Below are 20,530 nucleotides of genomic sequence, written 5' to 3'. Positions count from 1 at the left end.
CTCACCAGCGAAGGAGCTGCTCACGTGGCCGGAGATCTCTACTTCAAGGTCGACTTCGGGGCCTCGCCCGCACTCGACGACGGCACCCGTCCGTGGACCGGCGCCAACCCGTTCTGGAACAACTTCAGCCTGTTCCTGGAGGGCGGGCCGAACCAGACCCAGACCCGCGTCGGCACCCCCACCCGCGTCCGGGCCCGGGTGACCAACAAGGGCCGCGACGCGGCCGAGAACGTCCGGGCCGACATCTACGTGATGAACCCGCACGTCGGGGCCAGCTCACCGTCGATGGCCGTCCGGCAGCTGCGCGGCCAGGTGAACACGCTGGCGCCCGGCTCGGGCGGCACCAGCCCCAACGACGCGCACGTGCTCACCTGCCGGATCAACGACCCGGTGCTCGGCCCGGTGGACTGGGAACCGACCCAGGCCGAACTCAACGCCACCGTCAACGGCGGCGGCCACCTGTGCCTGATCGCCAACGTCTTCTCCGACACCGAAGGCCAGGAACTGGCCCTGGACTCGGTCTTCGACGTGGTCAACGACCAGCACCAGGGCCAGCGCAACTGCACCCTGCTGCCGCGGCAGAACTTCTGGGAGGGTTTCCAGGAGTTCCAGGTGATGGCCGCGCCCGAACTGATCGAGACCACCGTCGCGGTGGAACCGGTCGAGGCGAAGGTGGCGCTCGGGGCCGGCGAGCGGTGGCTGCTGCTCTCCGACGACAGCATCACGTTCAGCCGCGAGCACAAGGCGCCGGTGGTGCTGGTCAAGGGCAAGCCGTACCCGCTGTTCCTGGACGACGAGCTGCCCGAGGTACGGATGGAGGCCGAGGAGATCGGTGCGCTCGACCCCCGCGAGCCGCTGCCCGGGTTCGAGCGCCCGCTGCGGGCCCGGTTCCGGTTCGAGCCCGGCCACAAGCGCAAGTTCGGGGCCGTGCAGGTGTTCCAGATCGTGCAGCGCGACCTGAAGGGCAATCCGGTCGGCAGCGGGCTCAAGGTGCTGTCCGTGATCAACGGCTGATCATGGCCCTGCCGCCGTCCCCGTCGCTGCACTGTCACGTGCCGATCCGGGTGCGGGTCACCGGAGTTCCCGACGAGGAGACCCTGCAGGCCCTCACCCGGCAGGTCGCGGCGCAGGTGCGCTCCCGGCTGGCCGCGGCCCGCCGGGAGCTGCCCGAGAGTGCAACGCTGGAGGCGGTGGAACAGACCCACGAACGCTACGACGCCGAGAGGGATCTCGGCGACGGCTACGCGGTGCCCGGCTATCAGAACAATGGACGTCCTACGACGGTGCCGCTGTCGCGGCGCCGACCTTGGATCGTGTTGCGTACGGTCAACTTCCGCGTGCCCATCGGCGAGTATCTGGACGTGGTGGAGCGGGTGCGGGGGGAGGAACTGCCGGCCAAGGTGCTCTACGACGACCGGGCCCAGGAGGAACGCTGGGTGGAGGTCTGGTGGGTGCAGGTCAACACCACCACGAGCCTGCTGGACCTACAGACCGCGGTGAACGCCCGGGCCGGCCAGCTGTCCAGGCTCGGCCCGCGGCAGATCCTCGCCGACCTCATCACCCCGTTCGACGGCGGCTGGCGCGAACTGACCCACCTCGACCGCAGCGGCTCCATGCGCTCGGCGATCCCCTCCCCGGGGGAACGCAACCAGCGGCGGGTGGAGGGCAACGGCCAGGACGCGGTGGTCAGCCACGGCGGCTGGGTGCTGTACGCCTTCATGTCGCTGCCCGGGATCAGCGTGTCCGAGGTCCTGGACGCCGGGCCCCTGACCCGCCTGAACGTTCCCCTGCCAGAGGCCGGCTTCCTGGTCGACCGCGGGGCGTTCCAGCACGACGTCCACGTGCCCTGGGAACGTTTCGCCGAAGAGTTCGCTTCCGAGTCGGTGCCGGTCTGGGTACTCGCAGCCCGCGTACGCCGCCCCACCCTGGCCCAGGCCGTCTACTACCTGGCCCAGGTCTCGGCACGCGAGCAACGCCCGGCCACCCAAGGCGAGCCGTTCATCAGCGACGCCGTGCAGGTGCTTTCACCGGGAGTCGGGGCCCGCCTGCCGTCCTGGCTGGCCCGCCACGTGGGCACGGAGAACCTGGCGCCGGAGGGCAGCCACGCCGCCCGGGGAGTACGGCTGGAGGCCGGATGGCCGGTGCTCTACGCCTACGTCGAGATCCCCGTCGGGCCCGATCGCACCGCCGCAGCGCTGCAGGGACCCAAGGCCCGCGAGATCGCCGGGCGGATCCGGGCTCTGCTCAAGGCCGGCATCAGGGCCGAACGCTGGACCTGGTGCATGCTCGACGAACTGGACGAGGCCAACGCCGGGGGCCCGCCCGCCCAGCGCCCGCCCGGCGGCACCCTGGCCGAGCACGTGCTCGCCGACCTCGAGCGCACCGGTGACTTCTCCGGACTGTTCCAGGCGGTCCAGGCCAACGGCTACTTCCTGGTCGAGCACCGGCTGCTGATGATCAGCCTGCCCACCCGGTTCGCCGACCGTCCCGAGGTGCGGGCCCTGCACGAACGCCTCGCCGGGGCCCGGGCCGCGAGACAGAACAACCTCTACCGGCCCGAAGAGCAGACCGTTCTGCTGCAACGCGATCCGCGGCAGCGCTGGGCCAAGGGCAGTGTCCTGGGCGACCTGGACGAGACCTACCTGATGGAACGCGAGGAACAGCGGGCCACCACCGCCAAGGCCGAGCAGTTCCGCACCGAGCTGGCCGCCCAGCAGATCGCCGTGATGGCCGACATCGCCGCCGGCCGCCTGGCCCGCGACCTCGACGACGAGGCCTTCGCCCGGGAGGTCCTGGCCCGCACCACCGCCAAGGTCCCGGTGACCAAGGACGACGTCGAGGACGTCACCGTGCAGCGCAGCATCCGGCTGCTCGGGGTGACCCGCCGCGACCTCGACGGCCTGCCCTCCTACGACCTGCGGCTGGAGTTCGTCGAGCGGGTCGCCGGCGGGGCCTGGAAGAAGGTCAGCCAGGAGTTCACCGAGACCTCCGGCGACTTCGAGGCCCGTCAGATCTACCTGGCCCTGGGCCAGGCCGGGAAGTTCTACGAGAGCCTGCTGATCGGCATCAGCGCCGTCGGCCTGATCGCCGTGGCCTGGGAGGCCGGGCTCGTCGCCGTCCTGGTCGACCTGGCCGGCGGAGCCACCACGGTGATCGTCTCGATCGCCGTCTCCGAACTGATCTACCTGCTGCGGGTCGCCTTCGGCGACGCGAAGCTGACGCTGCGCGGCTTCCTGGTCGCAGCCCTCGACGGCTACCTGATGGCGCTCGGCTTCCGCCTGGGCGCGGTGGCCGGCCGCTGGGGTGCGACCCAGATCGGCACCGCCACCGTGCGGCGGGTGGTGGCCGGCTGGATCGCCGAGCGCCTGCTGGCCGGCGCGGTCAGCGGCGCCGTCTCGGCCGGGCTGGAGCGCTTCGCCCACGACGTGATCGCCGTGGCCACCGGCGAGGGCTCCTGGTCGGGGATCGGCACCTACGTCAAGTCGATGGCCGTGGGGGCAGCAGTCGGGGTCGTTGCCGAATTCACGCTCCAGCCGGCCCTTCACGCCGTCCTCGGCGGAGGGCGCACCGCACTGGAGTCGGCCGTCGAGATCGCCCGCCGGGTGCGGGCCGAGGGCATCAGCGCCGTGCAGTTCTCGGCCGGCGTCACCGAGGCCCTGGCCAACCTGCGCGCCAGCCTCTCCACCCTGGCCGGGGACGGCGCCGCCCGGGGATTCGCCGGAGCGCTCGGCGAGCGCCTGGAGACGGTGCTGCGCGAGCTGGGGGCCAGCGCGATCGCCACCCGCACCCTGCAGCTGTCCGGAGCCAAGTTCTCCCAGCAGGCCACCGAGGGGCTGCAGCGCTTCCTGCGGGCCTCCGAAGCCTCCGGAAACATCACCCGCTCACACGAACTGGCCACCGTCTTCGCCCGTCACCCCCAGGAGACCGTGCACTTCCTTGAGGCGCTGGCCACCATGGACGCGGCGGCCGCAGGCCACCTGGCCGCCGGAACCTTCGGCTCACCGCAGGAACTGGCCGGCTTCCTGGGCCGCATCGGCCGCTACGAGCCTGGGCAGCAACGCGCGGTGGTGCGGCTGCTGGGCGAACTCGGTGTGGTCGCCGCCGACCCGGTGGCCACCCAGACCTCCGAGCAGATCATGCAGCACCAGCTCGAGCTGTCCCTGCGTCTGCAGGCCGCCGGGCGCGAGGCCGAGGCCGCGAACCTGCGGGCCCAGGCCACCCGGGTGCGGGCCAACGCCGACCTGGCCCGCCAGACCGGTCGCACCGCCCGGGCCGACATCAAGGCCGCCGAGGCCGACGAGCTGACCCGCAACGCCACGCTGATCGACGCGCGCGCCGCGCAGGCCCGGGTGCAGGCCGACGATCTGGCGGCCGGGCGGATGAACCCGGCCGACGTGGTGCCGACCAGCGCCGAGCTCGACACGGCCTTCGCCGCCCTGGAGGCCGGCACGAACGCCACCGGCGGGCCCCAGGCCTGGATCCGGCTGCCGGTGCGGGCGGTTCAGGGCAATGCGCCGGTGCTGGAACGACTGGTGCGCCCGCTGTTCCGCAGCCGCAGCGGTCACCGGGTGGTGTTCCGGGTCGAGGGCGGTTCGGGTGTGGCCCGCAGCCGGGACTTCGTGCAGGTCGACCCGGCCGGCAACGTGCGCCTGGCCACCGGTGGGCGGGCGCTGAACCTGAACTTCGGCGTGTTCGAGCGGTCGGTGGAGTTCCTGCTGGAGAACCGGGCGGGGGCGCGTCTGAAGGTGTTCGAGGTGGAGGAGGGCTGGTTCCGGCAGCTGCGCGGGGTCTCCACACCCGAGCAGGGCAGGGCCCACCAGGTGCTGGTGGTCGACGAGGCCACCAGGACCGCCACCCCGTTGCACCCCGACGGAACCGCCCCGGGCATCACCGACGTCAAAGGCCTGCCGCGCATCGTCGACACCCGCTACGGGATCGACCAGCTGCAGGTTCCCCCCTCGCTGCTGCGTGAGCTGAACGAATTCATCGTTCCCGGCAGCGGGCGCGTTCTGGAGTTCACGCCGTGAGGCACGTGTACCACCGGCCCACCGAGCCCCAGGCTGCCGATGCGCCCGGGGGGAGCTCCGAGGCCGAGTTGCTGCGGCTCGTGCGCGCGGCGGTCACTCAGGCGGTGGCCCAGGTAGTGAACGAGATTGTGGACGACGGTGGGCCCGTCGATCCCGTCATCCGCCTGGACCGCCCGCCGGTACGTCAGCGAGCAGTGCCCGAGAACGAGGTGCCCGAGAACGCAACGGGCGGGGGTCTGATCGGGATCCCCAGCTATCAGGACAAGGGACGGCCGGTGGGGGTTCCGGTCGCAGCCGGTGGCTCACCGACGTCCCCAGTCGGTTCTGGTGTGAAAGCCACCACCGACCCCCTGGTGACGGCCGTGAACGACCTGGCCGTGCGGGTACGGCAGGCCGAACTCGCCCCACCGGTCAGGCCGAGCACCGCCCCGGGCGGGGGTTTGTTCAACTGGATGTGGGCCTCGGGGCAGGCCAAGGACACCGCGCGCCTGATGGCGCCCACCCGGGCCGACCTCGAACGCCTGGAAGAGCGGCTGATCGGCGCCGTGAGTCGACGTGCCCTGCAGAAGGCCAAGGGGCTCCTGGACAGCAGCGAACTGGTGGCCCGGCGCGAGGCCGTGCGCTACAACTCGCCCACCGGCAGTGCCTCCGAGCGACTGCGCAGCGCCGCCGGGGAGATGGCGGTTCTGCAGAAGCAGATCCTCGACCGGGTGAAGCAGACCGGCAACCAGCAGGCCGCCGCCTCCGGGGCCCCGATGGCCGGCCAGCTCGACCCCAACCAGTTCGACGACATCCTGACCGGCACCTACGCCCGCAGCGACCAGGTCGTGCAGGGGCAGCTCCTGCCCCGGCTGAAAGACCTGAAAAGGATCTACGGGCAGGAGTTCCCGATCCTGCTGCGCCGTAACCTGGACTACACGAGGCTGACCGCCACCCATCCGGTGCGCTTCGCGTGGGACGTCTCGGCGATCACCACCGAAGTGCTGGACAGCATCGCGACCATGCGCAAGCGCCTCGACGAGCAGAGCGTGTGGGAGCTGGACCACGTGATCGAGGCCGCCCGCCACGAGATGGGCGTGATCGCCGGAACCCCGGCCGCCGCGGCCCTCGACCGCTACCTGCAGATGCGCAAGCGCGACGAGCTGATCCGCCAGCTGCTGCTCGGCGCGGTCGGCCTGGCCCTGGCCATCGGCGCATCGATCGCCACGGCCGGCGCCGCCGCCCCCGGAGCGAGCGCCGCCGTGATCGCAGTGGCGGGGGGCCTGTCGATCGGCTCGGCCGCGTTGTCGGTGTACGGGGCGGCCGAGCAGTACCAGAACTACTCCTTCGCCAACGCCGCCTCCCACTCCTCGCTCGACCCGGCGACCGCGCTGGCCCGCGAGGACCCCTCGATCGCCTGGCTCGTCGTGTCGATCTTCGGTGCAGTGATCGACGTGGGCGCGGCCGGTCTGGCCCTGCGGAACCTGGCCGGGGTGGCCAAGGCCGGGATCCTGGCCAAGGAGCTGTCCGCCCTCGAGGCCGCGGCCCGCGCCCAGGCGAAGGTGCTGGCCGCCGAGGGCCGGCTGGTGGGCACCGAGCAGGACTTCGTGGAAGCGGTGATGAAGGCCGGGCGCACCCGGATCGGCGGAGCGGCGATCGCCCTCGAGCACGGCGGCATGGTGTTCGCCAGGAATGCCGGCGGTCAGCGCCGCACCCTGGCCGAGGCGGTGCAGCTGGCCCAGCAGAACGGCGTCCACATCGGCGACGACGTGATCGTCCGGGTGGTGCAGGAAGGTGACCTGCCCAAGAACGCGTTCGCCGACTACGGCAGCAAGATCGCCAGCACCGAGACCCGGGTGGTCTGGGAGAAGACCGCCAACGAGACCGGCAGCGCCCTCACCGGCCAGGTGCAGGCGCCCCGAGGGGGGATCACCCCGACCTACTGGAAGCGCGCCCCGGTCACCGAGCCGACCGACGTGATGATGGTGCGCCTGAACGCCGACGTGCTGGACTCGGACGAGGCGATCGTGGCGGTGCTGGCCCACGAGATGCACGAGATCAACTGGTTGCGCGACCGCCTGCTGCCGGGCAAGCCCCCGTTGACCGCCATGGAGTACAACCGGCTGGTGAACGGCAACTCCGGCACACTGCACCTGGAGGCCTGGGAGGTGGCCCTGGCCGCAGTACGACGGATGCGCGCCCGGCCCTGACGCCGCCCTAGATCAGCAGCCCGGCGTCACGCAGCTGCAGAACGGCCGAGAGCCGGTCGTGGCAGCCCAGTTTCGTGTACGCGTGCTCCAGGTGTTTGTGCACGGTACGGGTGCTGATGCCGCAGCGCCGGGCCACCGCCGCCGCGGTCAGCCCGGCCGCCACCAGGCTCAGCACCTCGAGCTCGCGGCTGGTCACGCCCTCGCGCCGCAACCGGGTCAGGTGCCAGTGCCGGCGCAGCACCGGCGCGATCAGCCGGGCCAGGTCCAGCTCGGCCCGGCCGAACTCGTCTCCCGGCCGGCTGAGCACCCAGGTCACCAGCTCGGGCGGGCCGCCCTGGTTCGGCACCTGCGCCTGCACGGGCAGGGCGAGCAGGCGCCCGAACGGTTCCTGCGACGCCAGGTTCACCGGCTCGGTGCGCCCGGCCGCCGCCGACAGCCACGTCAGCAGTTGCCGCTCGGAGGGTTTCGCGTACGTCTCCCGCCCGTCCCACAGTGCGCCCGGCCAGCTGCTGATCTGCTGGCCGGGCACCACGGTGACGGCGAAGGTGATCCACTCACAGGGCAGCAGCCGCTGCAGCAGCCCCGCCACTGCCGCGGCTCCGCTCTCGTCGCCTTCCGGAGCGCTCCTCGGCGCGAGGGGGAATGAGCCGTTCGACACCGGAGCACCTCCTGTGGGCCCGGGCCCGGTCGTCGGCAAGTGTTCCGATCGTGCCCCACAGAACGCGCTAACCTGGCAGAACCGGCCGGGCCCGGCACTTTGAGGCAGCCGCCGCAGGCTACCGGCGAGTCCGTGATCAGCTCACCGGTTGGCCGCCGCCGCGTACTGCCGGACCAGTTCGGGCACCAGCGCGGGCGGACAGTCACTGACCTGGCCATCGCCCAGCTCGATCACCCGCCACACCCCGTCGGTGCGCAGAGCCAGATCGAGCGTGACGAACCGAAGAGCCAGCTTCTGGATCAGGGGCGTGCAGACGTCGGTCGCCGGTAGGGACGAGGGCAGCGACTGCGGGGTGTCGGGGTGAGCGCCGACCAGCCGGCACTCGCCGTCGACCCACCACGTGCGCACCTCGTCCGACGTGAATTCCTCGAACTGCCGCAGCACGTAGCCGCCGGTGAAGGCCTCGTCGCGCAGCTCCCGGAACCGGTCGGCCACCTTCCCGGCGGCCTCGGCGTCCTGCAGATCGGGGATGAAAGCGGCCTCGTGCCAGTGATGCTTGGCCGACTTGGTGTAGTCCCGCAGCACGGCCGCCCCAACGCCCAGAGCGGTGCGCGCCGCGTCGAAAGCCTCACGGGTGTCGCCCTCGCGCCACTCGGCCCGGGGCGTGACCTCCCGCAGAGCCTGGTACCAGCCCGGCAGTTCGTGGGCGCGCCGGTACTGCCCGGCATCGGTCACCAGCCGTACCCCGCGCTCGCGCAGCGCTGCCTCGAATCCGGCGTACTGCTGCGCGGTCAGCATCCACCCGCGGTACAGCGCCTCCCCGGCGCCGTGCGGCACCCGGGCCACCCCGGCTCGGGCGCCGTCGGGTCGGGTCAGCTCGTCGTGGTCGACGAACGCCACCGTCAGCCCGATCTCGCGCGCCGCAGCTACTTCCTCGGCGTAGTGTTCGTCCGGGCGTCGGGGGCGCAGCGGATCGGCGGGGAAGAGAAGCATCACGAGCAGCAGTATTCAGCGGCTATAACGGCTCTGTCATGCACGTTTACGCGCTGCCCCTACCTCACGCATACGTTCCGACGGTGCCGAAGACCGGGATGAACACCACGACCACCGCTGCCGTGCCGGCCAAGGTGAGGACTAGAGGCGCCCATCCCCGGATACGCCACGCCAGCATCCCGAGCAGGAAGAGCAGCCCCGCCAGCCCGCTCACCGTCCAGTACACCGGGCTGGTGCTCTGGCTCACCGCCGTCAGGCCGTACAGCGATTCGCCGATGGTCACGCCGGTCAGCGCCGCCGTACCCAGGGCAGCCCGACCGCCGCGTTCACGCAGCCACGCGGTGGCCACTCCGATGAACGGACCAGCAACGGCACCCGACAACGTCCACAGCAACGGGTCGTACGCGTGCCCGTACAGCGCCAGCGCGGCCGTGTACCCCAGCATGAGCAGCACGCCGCTGACCGAACCGAGCACGGCGGCCAGCCGTACGCCGGGGCGCACCCACAGCAGGAGCACCACCATCAGCGCCGTCCACCCGTTGGCCGAGTTGGCCAGGGAGAACATCGAGTAGGGCAGCACGGTCTGCGCGTACGCGGTGAGGCCACCCAGAACGAAGCTGAGCACCGCCACCACCAGCGCGGCGACCGCCGGATCATCGAAACGGTTCTCGTACAGCGGATTCTGACGCATCGTCGGCTCGCTCACCCAGGTGATCCTGCCCGCACTGGTGCGGGCCGGCGTCCTTCTGTGGTGCCGGGCCACTGAACAAGAGGACGATTCGAGCGGTACCTGAGGCCGACGTCCTCTGGTTCGGGTCGGGTTTGTGCTTTGAGGACGTCGGTGGTGGGCACTGCTACTTCGGCGACAGGATGGCGAGTTGGCAGTTGTGGTCCCAGTCGAACGCGGCCTGGTAGAAGCGGCCCTTGGGATCGCGGTGGTTGCTGCCGGTGAAGGCCGCGATCGGGGAGTCGATCTGTTTCGTCGCCTTGGCATCGGGGATGCTGTAGCTGACCAGCCGGGTGCCGCCGCCCTCGTCGCCGGCCGTCGGGGCGATGATCGGCCAGCCCAGGAGCTGTTTCTCGTTCGCTGTGAGCCCGATGCCGTAGAGGTACATGACCCGGTACTTGTTGGCGTGGTTGTAGTCGGCCGGGTCGATGAAAGAGCCGAGTGAGGTGAAGGCGCCGGTGGCCACGTCCAGCCGGTACAGGTTGCCGGTCACCGTGCTGAGGTAGATCTTGCTGCGGTCGGCGGTGACCGCCTGGCCGTTCCAGAACCCGCCCTTGAGCTTGATCCCGGTGTTGCGGTGCTTGCCCGTGGCGATGTCGTACTCCCACACGGGGTTGCTGTTGCCGCGCAGCGCCGGGTCTTCCGGGCCGCGATAGGTGTACACCTTGCCCGTGCGGGTGACCACGATCTCGCGGCTGACCATCTTGTTCAGCGCCCAGGGGATGCCCTTGACCACCTTGCGCACGGTGGCGGTGGCCGGGTCGAACAGGATGATGTCGCCGTGCGGGTGGGACAGCCCCACCAGCAGCTTGTGCTCGGGGGAGTAGCTGAGCGCCACGATGCCCTGGTGTTTGATCACCACGCCGCCGGGCAGGTGCCGGCTGACGTCGTCGAAGGCGCCGGTGTCGAGGTCGTAGCTGAACAGGTGGGCGCCCCGGTAGTCGGGCAGCGTGTCGATCGCGCCCTTGAAGTCGTGGAAGCCCTGCGAGCCCATGTACAGCTTGCGCCCGACCTGCACGATCCGGGTGTGGCCCTTGGGGATCTGCTCGCCGCGGGCCAGGTTGTTCTGGCGGGTGGCCACGTCGATGAAGCTGCCGAGGAACTCCTTGCGGCCGGAGCTGGGGGTGTAGCGGAACAGCGCTGTGTCTTCCCGGCCGTCGGAGCGTGTGCTGGTCCAGTTGATGTACACCCGGTTCTGGTCGTCCAGGCCCAGGGAGTTCCAGCACTGGGTGGGCGTGAGATAGCTGGGGGTGACCGCGGCGAAATCGGTGTACGTGACCGCGAATTTGGCCGCCCGCCTCTTCGGACGGGCTCCGAGGGCGGTGAACTGCGGGGACGCCGGCAGGAGGGGGAGGAGCCCGGCCGCGGCCAGCACCGAACGGCGGGACGGTGCCTGGGCCGAGGTAAGGGCTGAGTGGTGGGCAGGCTGGCTGAAGGTGTCGTTGTCCATCCTTCGTTCCCCCAACGGAAGGAAGCCGACGTCAGCGCCCCGGCGTCTGTGGTCGGCTCTCGCGGAAGGCGCAGTGCGCCCTGAGAAACCCCAAAACCCTTTGGGCAAGCGATCTTCGGAACCGATTGCCTCCAACAGGTTCACTCCGACCCGCGGGTCCGTCAAGGGATACGCGGCGGTTCGATCGGGCGGGCATAAGCGGACATATTGCGCGCGGTCGGGTGGCCAGGGGGTCGGGCGTTCGTGGCGCAACGTCGGACGGGATGAGCTCCGGATGGCTGAGGACAGGTTTGTGGCGTTTTGAGATGCGGAGCGTGATCACCGACGTGATCATGTGCGGGTGGCGGACACGGAGAAGGACCGGCCGAACGATTCCGGGGTCATACCCAGGACAGACCCGGGGTTGGTAACCGCGAGGCCGGCCACAACCGGCGGTGACGACCAGGAGCTCGCCGAGATCGGGGCACGAGCCAAGCGCCGCACCGACCGCTGGTTCTTCGGCACGATGATCGTCTGCCTGCTCGTTACCCCGCTGGCGGTGGCCGTGGGCATCATCGCGGCCGAGGACTCGGACGACGGCGGAACGCCCTGGTGGGTCTGGCTTCTCATCACCCTGGCCGGTGTGCTGCCCATCCTGGTGACGCTGCCGGTGTTCTGGTGGCTGCGGCGCCGGGGCGTGCGCTGGCTGAGCCCGGTGCTGGCCGCCGGCGTGGATCGCGAACGCCGTAAGGCGATCAACAAGGCCATCCGGTCTGGCCAGGCGGTCGAACCCCGCGACCAGCCGCTCGCCCAGGATCTGGCCGAGCGCACGGTGATGCAGCGCTGGACGCTGTACCTGCTGCTTCCGGTCATGGTGCTGATCAGCGCGAACCGGCTCCTCTCGGACGAGCGGGTACTCGTCGCCGACCTCTTCGTCGGGGTGGGGGCGCTCGGCTTCTTCTGCTCGCTGCCGTTCACCTGGCGCAACGTACGACGGGCGAAGGCCTGGCTCGCCCAGCACGGCACCCGCGCCGATGCGGCATGACCAGTCCGGGGGAGCCACTTGCCTCGGTCCGAGAACGGGCTCGTCGTGGGCCGAACCGCTGGCTGTTCGCCGGCCTGCTGATCTGTGGGCTGGCCGGGCCCCTGGCGCTGGTCTGGTGCGCAACCTTCGCGGCGCCCAGCGTTGGCTCGCGAAGTACGGGCAGCGGCAGGACGCGGGAAGACTGACCAGAAACGAACCACACACCCGAGGTGAGTGGCCGCAGTCGGTGTGCGCACTCGTCCTCAAATTGGTAGTTGTTCGCCTACTCTGCGTGCCAGTGGTAGAGATTTCGCGGCCGGCCCGAGCTTCCGTAGCGCTGGGTCTGGGCAGCCATCCGGCGGGCGGTGAGCTCTTCCAGGTAGCGGCGGGCCGTGACGCGGGAGATTCCCAGGGCCTCGGCCACCTCGTTCGCGGTCACTGGGGTGCTCGAGGTGCGCAGGTGTGACGCCACGTGATCGAGCGTGCGCAGCGAGGTGGCGCGGGAGGCAACGACTTCCGAGCGCACGTCGGGGCGCAGCTGGGCGATGGCCGAGTCGATGTCGAACTGGTTGATCGGCCCGGTGGAGTCGGTGGTGCGGCGGTGGTAGGTGGCGTAGCGGCGCAGGTGCCCCTGAAAACTGCGCAGCGTCAGGGGTTTGAGCAGGTAGTGCACCACCCCGAAGGAGAGGGCCGAGCGCACCAGGCCGATCTGGCGGGCCGCGGTGATCACGATGATGTCCACCGGGCTGTTGCGGGCGCGCAGGATCCGGCACAGCTCCAGGCCGCTGATGTCGGGCAGTTGCAGGTCGAGCAGGATCAGGCCGAAGGGTTCGGTGTCGAGCAGCTGCAGAGCCTCGGCACCTGTGTACGCGACGCCACCGACAGTGAAATCGGCCGTCTTCTTCACATACTCGCTGTGCAGACTCGCGACAACCGGATCGGGTTCCACGATCAGCGTGCGGATCAGGTGGTCGGGACTCATGCGCCCGCCCGGGCCACGCACGGGGAGAAACAGGCCGGACAGAACGCTGCCGGCTGGAGGCGGAACCTCATCATCCTCCTTGCGCGAGCGGCCGATCCCAGATCATGGCGTGACGTACGACGCTCGCAGATTCGAGCCCCAGGTTGGGAGACATCGTAGGGGTAGGTGCCACATGTGAGTGGGCTGTGGATTTTCGTCGTATCCGATGAGGGACGTCTGTGGCGGGCCGGGCGGCATGATCTGGATCACTCGGGAACGAAGTGAATCCTCTGTGTCCACGCAGAGTTTGCATCAGTGTGCCGAGAGTAGTTGAATTGCCGGAGGGCGAAGCCTGATTGGAAATTGTCGCCCGCTTTTGCATGACGCCGGAATGTTTGCTCGGCGAACCGTGTTTCCGGGCAGCGAGATTCATTCTGATCTTGACGCGGTTGCGGCGGTTGTGCCCTGCGCTCCCGCGTCTGTGCCGGCCAAAGAGATCCTGTGCACCACGACTTCGTATGAGTGCTGGTCATCGCTTCAAGACGGGCTGTCACCGGGTTTCGTAAGTTTTGTCGAGCTTGCATGTTCTTTTGGTTCTTTTGTAGAACGGTGCTCGACGCTTCGTCATCCGGTGGCCCTGCTCCTGCCTTGCGCCTGCCGACGGTTGCATCTCTAGGGAGAACTGGATGTTTCGCGAACCGCGACGACTGGAGGAACTCCCTCCATTCGATGCGCGGACGATCGAGGTCGTGCGCAAGAGCTGCCAGTCCCTGCCGAAGGACAGCACCGCGCTGACCGAGGAGTTCTACAAGCAGCTGTTCGACATGGCGCCCCAGGCCCGTCCGCTGTTCCCGCCGGACATGACCCAGCAGAACGATCGTCTGCTGAAGGCCATCCTCATGGCGGTCAACCACCTGGACCGTCCGGAGATGGTCGAGGCGCAGCTGCGCCGCTGGGGAGCGATCCACCGGCACAAGTACGGCATCACCAACGACCTCTACGTCTACGTGGCCCACGCCCTGGTCCGCGCCCTGCGCGCGTTGAACGGCGGGTACCTGGAGACAACGGTGGCATCCAGCTGGATGGCCGTGTACGAGTGGATGGCCGCGGTGATGATCGACGGCGCCGACGGTGCCGAGGTCGAGGACAAGCAGGTCGTGGCGCAGTCGGCGCCCCAGCGGGACGCGTCCCAGCTGGCCGCTCCCGTGGCTCCCGAGCGGCGGGTGCCGGGGGCGACCGGGGCGGGCGGTCGCGCCGGTGCGGCGGCTACCTCAGGCGGGGCTGTTTCGGCTGCCCGGGGCGGTTCGGGGCCCAGCACGGGGGCTGTTCCTGCGGTGGGTTCGAGGGCTGCTGCCCTTGGGCCGAAGACCACGCCGGCCGGGGTTCGGCGGCCGCGTACGGGGCAGCTGCCGGTCGATCGCTCGGGCCAGGGGCAGGCTCAGGGGCAGGAGGCGCCGCAGCTGTACGCCGCTCCTCCGGCGATGTATGCCGCTCCGCCCGCTCTGTACGCGCCGCCGGCTCAGCAGGAGGCGCCGCAGCCTGCACCTTCGCAGCACGAGCAGCAGTACATCGATCACCAGTACGGCAATCAGCAGCAGGCTGCCCAGCAGCAGGTTCTGGCCCAGCAGCAGGCGGCTCAGCAGCGGGCTCTGGCCCAGCAGCAGGCCGGAGTGCAGCAACCGGCGACGCAGCAGTTGGCTCTCGGGGCGGGGTCGCAGTTCGCGTCCGGTCCGCAGTACGGGCAGCAGAACAACCAGCAGTTCGCCGGGCAGTCGCAGTACGGGGACGACCAGGCTGCGGCCCAGTACGGGCAGGCCGCGCAGTACAGCGAGGCGGGGTACGCCGCTGCGCCTGGTGATGCTCAGTACGGCCAGGGGTATGCCGGTGGGCAGGCCGTTGAGCCGTACGCCGGTGGGCAGGCTGTTCAGCAGTACGGGCAGGGTGCGCAGTACGCCGCTGCGCCCGGTGACGCGCAGTACGGCCAGGGGTATGCCGGTGGGCAGGCCATTGAGCCGTACGCCGCTGGTCAGTATGACCAAGGACAGTACGCGGAAGGTCAGTACGGGGACGCTCAGTACGCCGAGAGTCAGTACGCAGAAGGTCAGTACGGCCAGGAGCAGTACGCCCAGGGCCAGCACGGCCAGTCGCAGTACGTCGAGGGCCAGCACGGCCAGTCGCAGTACGTCGAAGGCCAGTACGCCGAGGGGCAGTACGCCGAAAGTCAGTACGCCGAAAGTCAGTACGGGCAGCAGCAGTACGCGCAGGGGCAGTTCGCGGAACAGCAGTACGCCGACCCCCAGAGCTACGCCCAGGGCTATGACCAGGCGGCCGAGGGGCAGTACGCCCAGCAGGCCGGCGCGGGTCAGTACGGTCAGCCGGACGCCCAGCAGCCTGGCCAGGCTCAGTACGGCCAGGCTGAGTCCGGTCAGGGCCAGTCCGGTCAGGCTCACTACGGTCAGGGCCAGTCCGGTCAGGCTCAGTACGGCGACGCCCAGTACGGCCAGGCTCAGTACAGCCAGGCCCAGTACAGCCAGGCCCAGTACGGCGAGCCGGGCGAGGGGCAGTACGGGGCCCAGTACTCCGACGCTCAGTACGCGCAGCCTGCTGACCAGCAGTACGGCGAGACGTCGTATGCCGCGCCGGGCTCGGCTCAGGCCACCGGCAACCGGTACGGCGGGGCCCACCAAGGTGCGGCCGAGTACGGCATGCAGCAGTACCAACAGCAGCAGCAGGAGGTGACCGGCGAGCAGTTGATGCAGCCCAGCCCCTACGCCACGCAGCCTCACGGCATACCGGTCGCCACCCCGCGCGCCACGCAACCGCAGCCGGGGCAGCCGGCCGAATCCTGGCAGGGCACCGTATGACCCAGCACCTCCACCGCGGCACCGGCTACGGCGAGACAACGTTCGCCGCTGCGGCGCCCACCGTGCAGGTGAAGACGGGTACGGCTCCGGCCGGCCTGCCGCTGTCGGTTCCGAGTACGGGGGAGCACCCGCTGTTCCGCCCCACCACGGCGTTCCGGCACGACACCGAGCGCCCGCCGATCGACCCCGACCGGGTGGTCGCGGAGTGGCAGCTCATGTACGAGTGGCTGGACCGTGACCCGGAAATGGCCTCGGTCTGCGGGTTCACGGCCGAGGAACTCACCGCCAACGCCCGCCGCGCCCGGCTGGTCGAGCTGATCGCCGAGGTCGGGCCGGGCCGCACGTTCAGTGTCCGGCCCAACGAGATCCAGTTCTGGGTGCGCTACTCCTGGATCAACTCCGACCGCTGCTCGGGCCGTCAGCACGCGCTGCAGCACGCCGTCATCCAGTACCGGCCCGAGGTGCGCAGCGCGGTCGACATGCTGCATGCCGCCGTGGAGCACGCCGACCTGGCGATGAACGCGCCGGTGCCGCCGCAGACCGTGATCACCGTGCTGGGTGCGCCGATCGCGCCGGGTGAGCTCGGGCAGATGTTCGTCACCGAGCAGATGCTGCGGGCCGCCGGGTACCGCACGGCCGACGGTGGGTGGACCGGCGACGGTGGGTATCTCGACGTCACCGACTGGGTGCGCTCCTACGGGGCCGAGGACCTGATCGAGCCCATGCCCGGGTACCGTCCCGGCTCGTTCGACGTGCTGCCGATGATCGCGATGGGCGCCGACGGCGAGCTGGTCATGGCCTCGGTGCCGAACAGCAGCCGCTACCTGATCGACATCCCCTGGCCGCACCACCCGGAGAGCAAGGGCCGCGCCGACGACTCCGGCTACGGCGAGCCGTTCGCCTGCTGGCCGGCCATCCCGCTGCAGACCAACTTCGACCTGGACATCGCCGGGCAGCGCTTCTGCACCATCTTCAACGGCTGGTACGTGGACGAGGAACTGGCCACCAACTTCCTCGACCCGCGCCGCTACAACTGGGCCGACCGGATCGGCGAGGCCATCCACGGCCCGGTCGACCAGCAGATGCTCTCGGCCACCGACCGGTTCGACGAGTACCGGATGGCGCAGATCGAGATCGCCACGCTGCGGGCCATCCGTGCCGGGTTCAAGCAGTCCCGGATGAAGATGAACAACCTCTCGGCCAGCCAGAGCGGTTTCGCCAAGTTCTGCCAGCGCCACCTGACCACCCACGGCGAGATGCCGCCGAACGACACCGGCTGGACGTCCAACCGGATCGGCTCGCGGTTCCGCTTCCCCAGCCACCCGCTGCCGCACCTGCCCCAGGAGCGGGGCGCGACGCTGGTGAAGCACTGGCTCACCGTGAAGTCGCTGCGCCCGGGCGTGCCGGTGCACATCGCCGACCTGGACCGCACCACCGAGACGGGGCTGCAGGCGGGCCAGCACGGCCGCCACGCCAAGGTCACGGCCGCCCAGCCGGTGGGCACGTACGAGTACGCGCCGGCCTGGAACGAGGACGACCAGCCGACCGAGCCGCGCGGCTGCCCGGTGACGCACCGCCAGATGTAGCCGGGCGGGCGCCGGCGCGCCGAGTGTTCACCCGAAGGTCGCGGCGCTCGCGCGTAGCTTTCACGCCACGGATCGTCACGTCCGGTTCGATCGGGAAACGTGACGAGGGTCAGGCAGACACCGGCTGAACAGGGCTTTTGGTCGAAGTGCAGTACCGGGGCCGGATCCCTTCTCAACTTTTCGTCTCGCCTCGTCCCTCTCCCCGGTGGGGGCACCTCCCGGCCCCCTAGGGGCTGGGGGAGGACGGGGTTTGCCCGGGGCCAGAAGCAGACACCCCACGCCGCGCTGGCGTGTCTGGCCGCGGCGTTCGTCCTGCTGTTCATCCCCTCGCTCCTGGGCGCCTCTGCGGCCACGCCGCCCCTGGGCCCCCGCCACTGGTCACCGCCTTACGACCTCGGACTCGCCCCGGCGCCCGCACTCGTCATCGTTCTGCTGACCGGCGGCTACCTCCTGGCGGCACTGGGCACCTGGCAGGCGCTCAAAGCGCTCCGGGCGGGCTGGGCCCCGCGCAGGAGCCTGACCTGGGCGGCGGCCGGACTGATGACGACGCTCGCGGTTCTCGTCGCACCTTTCGGTTCGGCTGACCATCTCAGCTACGCCGCCTACGGCCGGATCAGTGCGCTGGGGGTTGACCCGTACGTGGTCGCGCCGAACACCTGGCCCACGGCAGACGCGGTGATCGGGGCGGTCGAGGCTCCGTGGGAGGGCACGACCAGTGTGTACGGGCCGGTCGCCACGGCGCTGTTCGAGGTGGCGGCGATGGTCGGGGCGGGGGACCTGCGGCTGACCGTGTGGCTGCTGCAACTCGTTGTGGGGGCGGCGTTCCTGGTCACCGGCGCGCTGTTGTACCGGCTGGCCGGCGAGAACCAGCGCGTCAGAGGGCGAGTGGCGGTGTTGTGGCTGCTGAACCCCGCGCTCCTGGCCGTGCTTGTGGGTGGTGCCCACCTGGACACGGTGTCCGTGGCGGCCGCGGTAGCGGGCGTGGCGCTGCTCATCCTGACCCGCCGCCAGAACCCAACAATGGACGGGTTGCTGGTGCGGGTGCCGCTGTGGGGCCTGGCGGGCGTGGCCTTCGCCCTGGCTGCAGGCACGAAGCTGCCCTACCTGGCCGTGGCCGCGGCCGCATGGTGGGCGATCCACCGGCGGCCGGCCGTGGAAGTGGCTGCAGCCACCACGTCGGCGCTGGTCGGCGCCGCCCTGGTCCTGGTGCCGGCCCATGCGTGGGCCGGGCCGCACACCTACGCCCAGACGCAGAAAGCCAGCCACTTCGTCTCCATCGCCAGCCCCTGGCGGACCCTGATCAGCCTGCTGGAGGTGCTGTTCGGGCCGGCGGCTCGTGACCTGCTGCCCCTGCTCTTCGCTGCGCTCGCCGTGCTGGTGATCGTTGCCGCGCGCCGCATCTGGCAGCCCGTGCACTTCGCCAGCGTGGGTACCGACGTCGAGCTCCGTAGCGCAGCCCGCGCCCTGCTGGTGCTCTCCCTGGCCTACCCCGTGGCTGCTCCGTACGTTCTTCCCTGGTACGACGCACCTCTGTGGATAGCGTTCGTCCTCGCCGACGTCCCCTTGTTGCTCGAAGGTCTGTTGGTGACGAGGCTGGCCGTGATGGCGATCTCCTACGTACCAGGCCGCGCGGACGTGCCCTCGTCGCTGGCCACGGAGGTCATGCTGGGGGTGCGCCACGTGGCCGCGCCACTACTGGTCTGCGGGCTGCTCGGTTGGTTGTTCGTGGTGGCTCGGCGTTCCCCGGCGCCCTGGCTACCGGTGGGCTTGATCTCCAGGCTCCGAGCCAGCACGAATGCCAGCGCCAGCACGGTCAGCCCACGCGCCAGCATGGCCGCGTTGCCCATCCAGCCCGGGGTGCCCCACAACCACGACCACTGAGCCCACAGCCAGATGTCGGTCACGGTGAACACCGCGACCCAGCGCCAGGGCACGGCCAGCACGACCAGGAACGGCACGAGCCACAGGCCGTACTGAGGGGAGTCGACGCGGCCCACCGCGATGTAACCGGCCACCATCGCCCCGGCCACCGCGAGCGCCGGGAAGCTTCCCTCGCTACGCCGGCGCTGTACGCCCACGCGGATCAGCACGCCCCACAGCGCGAAGACGGCGGCCCAGGCGCACAGGTTGGCGATGGAGGTCTGATGAGCGTCGAAGAGCCAGTACCAGATCGAGTTCGTGGTCTTGTCGTTCACGCGTCTCGACTGCATGGCGAAAGGCCCGTACCAGCCTTCGAAGTTGGCCACCATGAACGGCACGTTCAACGCCAGCGCCGTGCCGGCGGCCGCCGCGACCATCCGGGCGCCGTCGGCCACCCGGCGGTCCAGGAGCAGCGCGATCAGGAACGGCAGCAGCAGGAAGCCGGGGTAGATCTTGGCGCACGCCCCCACCGAGGCGAGCACTCCCACCAGCAGGTAGCGCTGTCGGTGCCACGCCCACAGCGCCCCGGCGGTCGCCGCGACCGGCAGCAGGTCCCAGTTCAGGTAGGCGTAGGCGGCCAGCTGGGGGGAGAGGGCGAACAGCAGGGCCCGAGGGCCGACGATGCGGTACAGCGGTAGGACGCTGAGAAAGGCGAACGGGGTCAGGGCCAGGGCCGAGACGATCCAGAACCCGTTCACCGAGTCCACCGGCAGCGAGCTCAGCCAGGCGAACACCCCAGTCACCACCGGGTACTCGATCTGTCCGGCCCCCAGCCGGATGACCTCGTGCCCCTGCGCATCGACGGTGTGCTCGACCGCGCCCTGGTAGGGAGCGACGTGCTGGTCCATGTCGCGCAGGTGCCAGAGGGTCTGGATGTCGTTGTAACAGACCTTCGGCTGGTCCCCGGGTTGCCAGTCGGTCAGGCAGTACGACTTCAGACCGGCGGCGACCACCAGGATCAGACCGGTGAGCAGCAGCAGGGGCAGCAACCCCAGGGCGAGCGCGCGGGTAGGCCGGGACACGGGGCCTGACCATAGGGGTTGTGTGCGAACGGGCCGGTCGCGTCGGCGCGAATGATCGGCCAACATCCGGTTCCACGACGTCAGCCGCCGTTCCCGCGTCGGAGCCACAAACGTCCATAGGACTGTTCGG

At 70.1% G+C, this 20,530-nt stretch carries 12 protein-coding genes; 6 read left to right on the top strand and 6 right to left on the bottom strand.

The features are described 5' to 3' along the window. Window positions 1–24: 24 nt before the first annotated feature. The 3 genes from LWF15_RS29845 to LWF15_RS29835 are packed head-to-tail and all read left to right on the top strand — an operon-like array spanning window position 25 to window position 7,216. Entirely contained in the window at window positions 25–1,014 is a 990-nt protein-coding gene (locus tag LWF15_RS29845; protein WP_232814308.1) for a hypothetical protein, read from the top strand. Between the two features lie 2 nt (window positions 1,015–1,016). Next, window positions 1,017–5,027 carry a hypothetical protein gene (locus tag LWF15_RS29840; RefSeq protein ID WP_232814307.1) on the top strand — a complete coding sequence of 1,337 codons (4,011 nt, stop codon included), beginning with the start codon at window positions 1,017–1,019 and terminating at the stop codon, window positions 5,025–5,027. Further along, entirely contained in the window at window positions 5,024–7,216 is a 2,193-nt protein-coding gene (locus LWF15_RS29835; RefSeq protein ID WP_232814306.1) for a hypothetical protein, read from the top strand. The genes LWF15_RS29840 and LWF15_RS29835 overlap by 4 nt, the downstream gene beginning before the upstream one ends. A 7-nt stretch (window positions 7,217–7,223) precedes the next feature. Here LWF15_RS29835 and LWF15_RS37925 read toward each other — a convergent pair whose 3' ends face one another. The 4 genes from LWF15_RS37925 to LWF15_RS29815 form a co-directional block, all read right to left on the bottom strand. Next, on the bottom strand, window positions 7,224–7,874 hold the full coding sequence (locus LWF15_RS37925) for a helix-turn-helix transcriptional regulator (protein WP_232814305.1): 651 nt from the start codon (window positions 7,872–7,874) through the stop codon (window positions 7,224–7,226). Between the two features lie 141 nt (window positions 7,875–8,015). Beyond that, window positions 8,016–8,867 (bottom strand): ATP-grasp domain-containing protein, encoded by an 852-nt coding sequence (locus LWF15_RS29825; protein WP_232814356.1) that lies wholly within the window; start codon window positions 8,865–8,867, stop codon window positions 8,016–8,018. A gap of 64 nt (window positions 8,868–8,931) precedes the next feature. Beyond that, window positions 8,932–9,573 carry a DUF6518 family protein gene (locus LWF15_RS29820; RefSeq protein WP_232814304.1) on the bottom strand — a complete coding sequence of 214 codons (642 nt, stop codon included), beginning with the start codon at window positions 9,571–9,573 and terminating at the stop codon, window positions 8,932–8,934. Window positions 9,574–9,721: 148 nt separating this feature from the next. Beyond that, complete coding sequence (locus LWF15_RS29815) at window positions 9,722–11,044, bottom strand: SMP-30/gluconolactonase/LRE family protein (protein WP_232814303.1); 1,323 nt, start codon at window positions 11,042–11,044, stop codon at window positions 9,722–9,724. A 403-nt stretch (window positions 11,045–11,447) separates the two neighbouring features. Between LWF15_RS29815 and LWF15_RS29810 the strand changes: the two genes are divergently transcribed. Then, complete coding sequence (locus LWF15_RS29810) at window positions 11,448–12,068, top strand: MFS transporter (RefSeq protein ID WP_232814302.1); 621 nt, start codon at window positions 11,448–11,450, stop codon at window positions 12,066–12,068. Between the two features lie 262 nt (window positions 12,069–12,330). Here the strand turns inward: LWF15_RS29810 and LWF15_RS29805 are convergent, their stop codons facing one another. Beyond that, complete coding sequence (locus LWF15_RS29805) at window positions 12,331–13,029, bottom strand: response regulator (RefSeq protein WP_232814301.1); 699 nt, start codon at window positions 13,027–13,029, stop codon at window positions 12,331–12,333. Between the two features lie 665 nt (window positions 13,030–13,694). On the opposite strand from LWF15_RS29805, the gene LWF15_RS29800 reads away from it, so the two are divergent. Together LWF15_RS29800 and LWF15_RS29795 are read left to right on the top strand one after the other, a co-directional pair. Next, window positions 13,695–15,872 carry a globin domain-containing protein gene (locus LWF15_RS29800; RefSeq protein ID WP_232814300.1) on the top strand — a complete coding sequence of 726 codons (2,178 nt, stop codon included), beginning with the start codon at window positions 13,695–13,697 and terminating at the stop codon, window positions 15,870–15,872. Then, window positions 15,869–17,458, top strand: coding sequence for a nitric oxide synthase oxygenase (locus LWF15_RS29795; protein ID WP_232814299.1), 1,590 nt, complete (start codon window positions 15,869–15,871; stop codon window positions 17,456–17,458). Before LWF15_RS29800 ends, LWF15_RS29795 begins: the two co-directional genes overlap by 4 nt. A 1,613-nt stretch (window positions 17,459–19,071) precedes the next feature. On the opposite strand, the gene LWF15_RS29790 is transcribed toward LWF15_RS29795, so the two are convergent. Next, window positions 19,072–20,400, bottom strand: a complete 1,329-nt coding sequence (locus tag LWF15_RS29790) for a glycosyltransferase 87 family protein (RefSeq protein ID WP_232814298.1) — start codon at window positions 20,398–20,400, stop codon at window positions 19,072–19,074. Window positions 20,401–20,530: the final 130 nt, after the last annotated feature.

The sequence above is a fragment of the Kineosporia rhizophila genome, assembly GCF_021277265.1.
Lineage (GTDB): Bacteria > Actinomycetota > Actinomycetes > Actinomycetales > Kineosporiaceae > Kineosporia > Kineosporia rhizophila.
The sequence above is the reverse complement of the archived record's forward strand: the minus strand, read 5'-3'. Positions and strand labels throughout refer to the sequence as shown.

What these genes read in the sequence shown, in the direction of transcription:
- LWF15_RS29825 (WP_232814356.1), bottom strand. Translation starts at nt 8,867, where the DNA reads ATGCTTCTCTTCCCCGCCGATCCGCTGCGCCCCCGACGCCCGGACGAA.
- LWF15_RS29795 (WP_232814299.1), top strand. Translation starts at nt 15,869, where the DNA reads ATGACCCAGCACCTCCACCGCGGCACCGGCTACGGCGAGACAACGTTC.
- LWF15_RS29805 (WP_232814301.1), bottom strand. Translation starts at nt 13,029, where the DNA reads ATGAGTCCCGACCACCTGATCCGCACGCTGATCGTGGAACCCGATCCG.
- LWF15_RS29800 (WP_232814300.1), top strand. Translation starts at nt 13,695, where the DNA reads ATGTTTCGCGAACCGCGACGACTGGAGGAACTCCCTCCATTCGATGCG.
- LWF15_RS29815 (WP_232814303.1), bottom strand. Translation starts at nt 11,044, where the DNA reads ATGGACAACGACACCTTCAGCCAGCCTGCCCACCACTCAGCCCTTACC.
- LWF15_RS29840 (WP_232814307.1), top strand. Translation starts at nt 1,017, where the DNA reads ATGGCCCTGCCGCCGTCCCCGTCGCTGCACTGTCACGTGCCGATCCGG.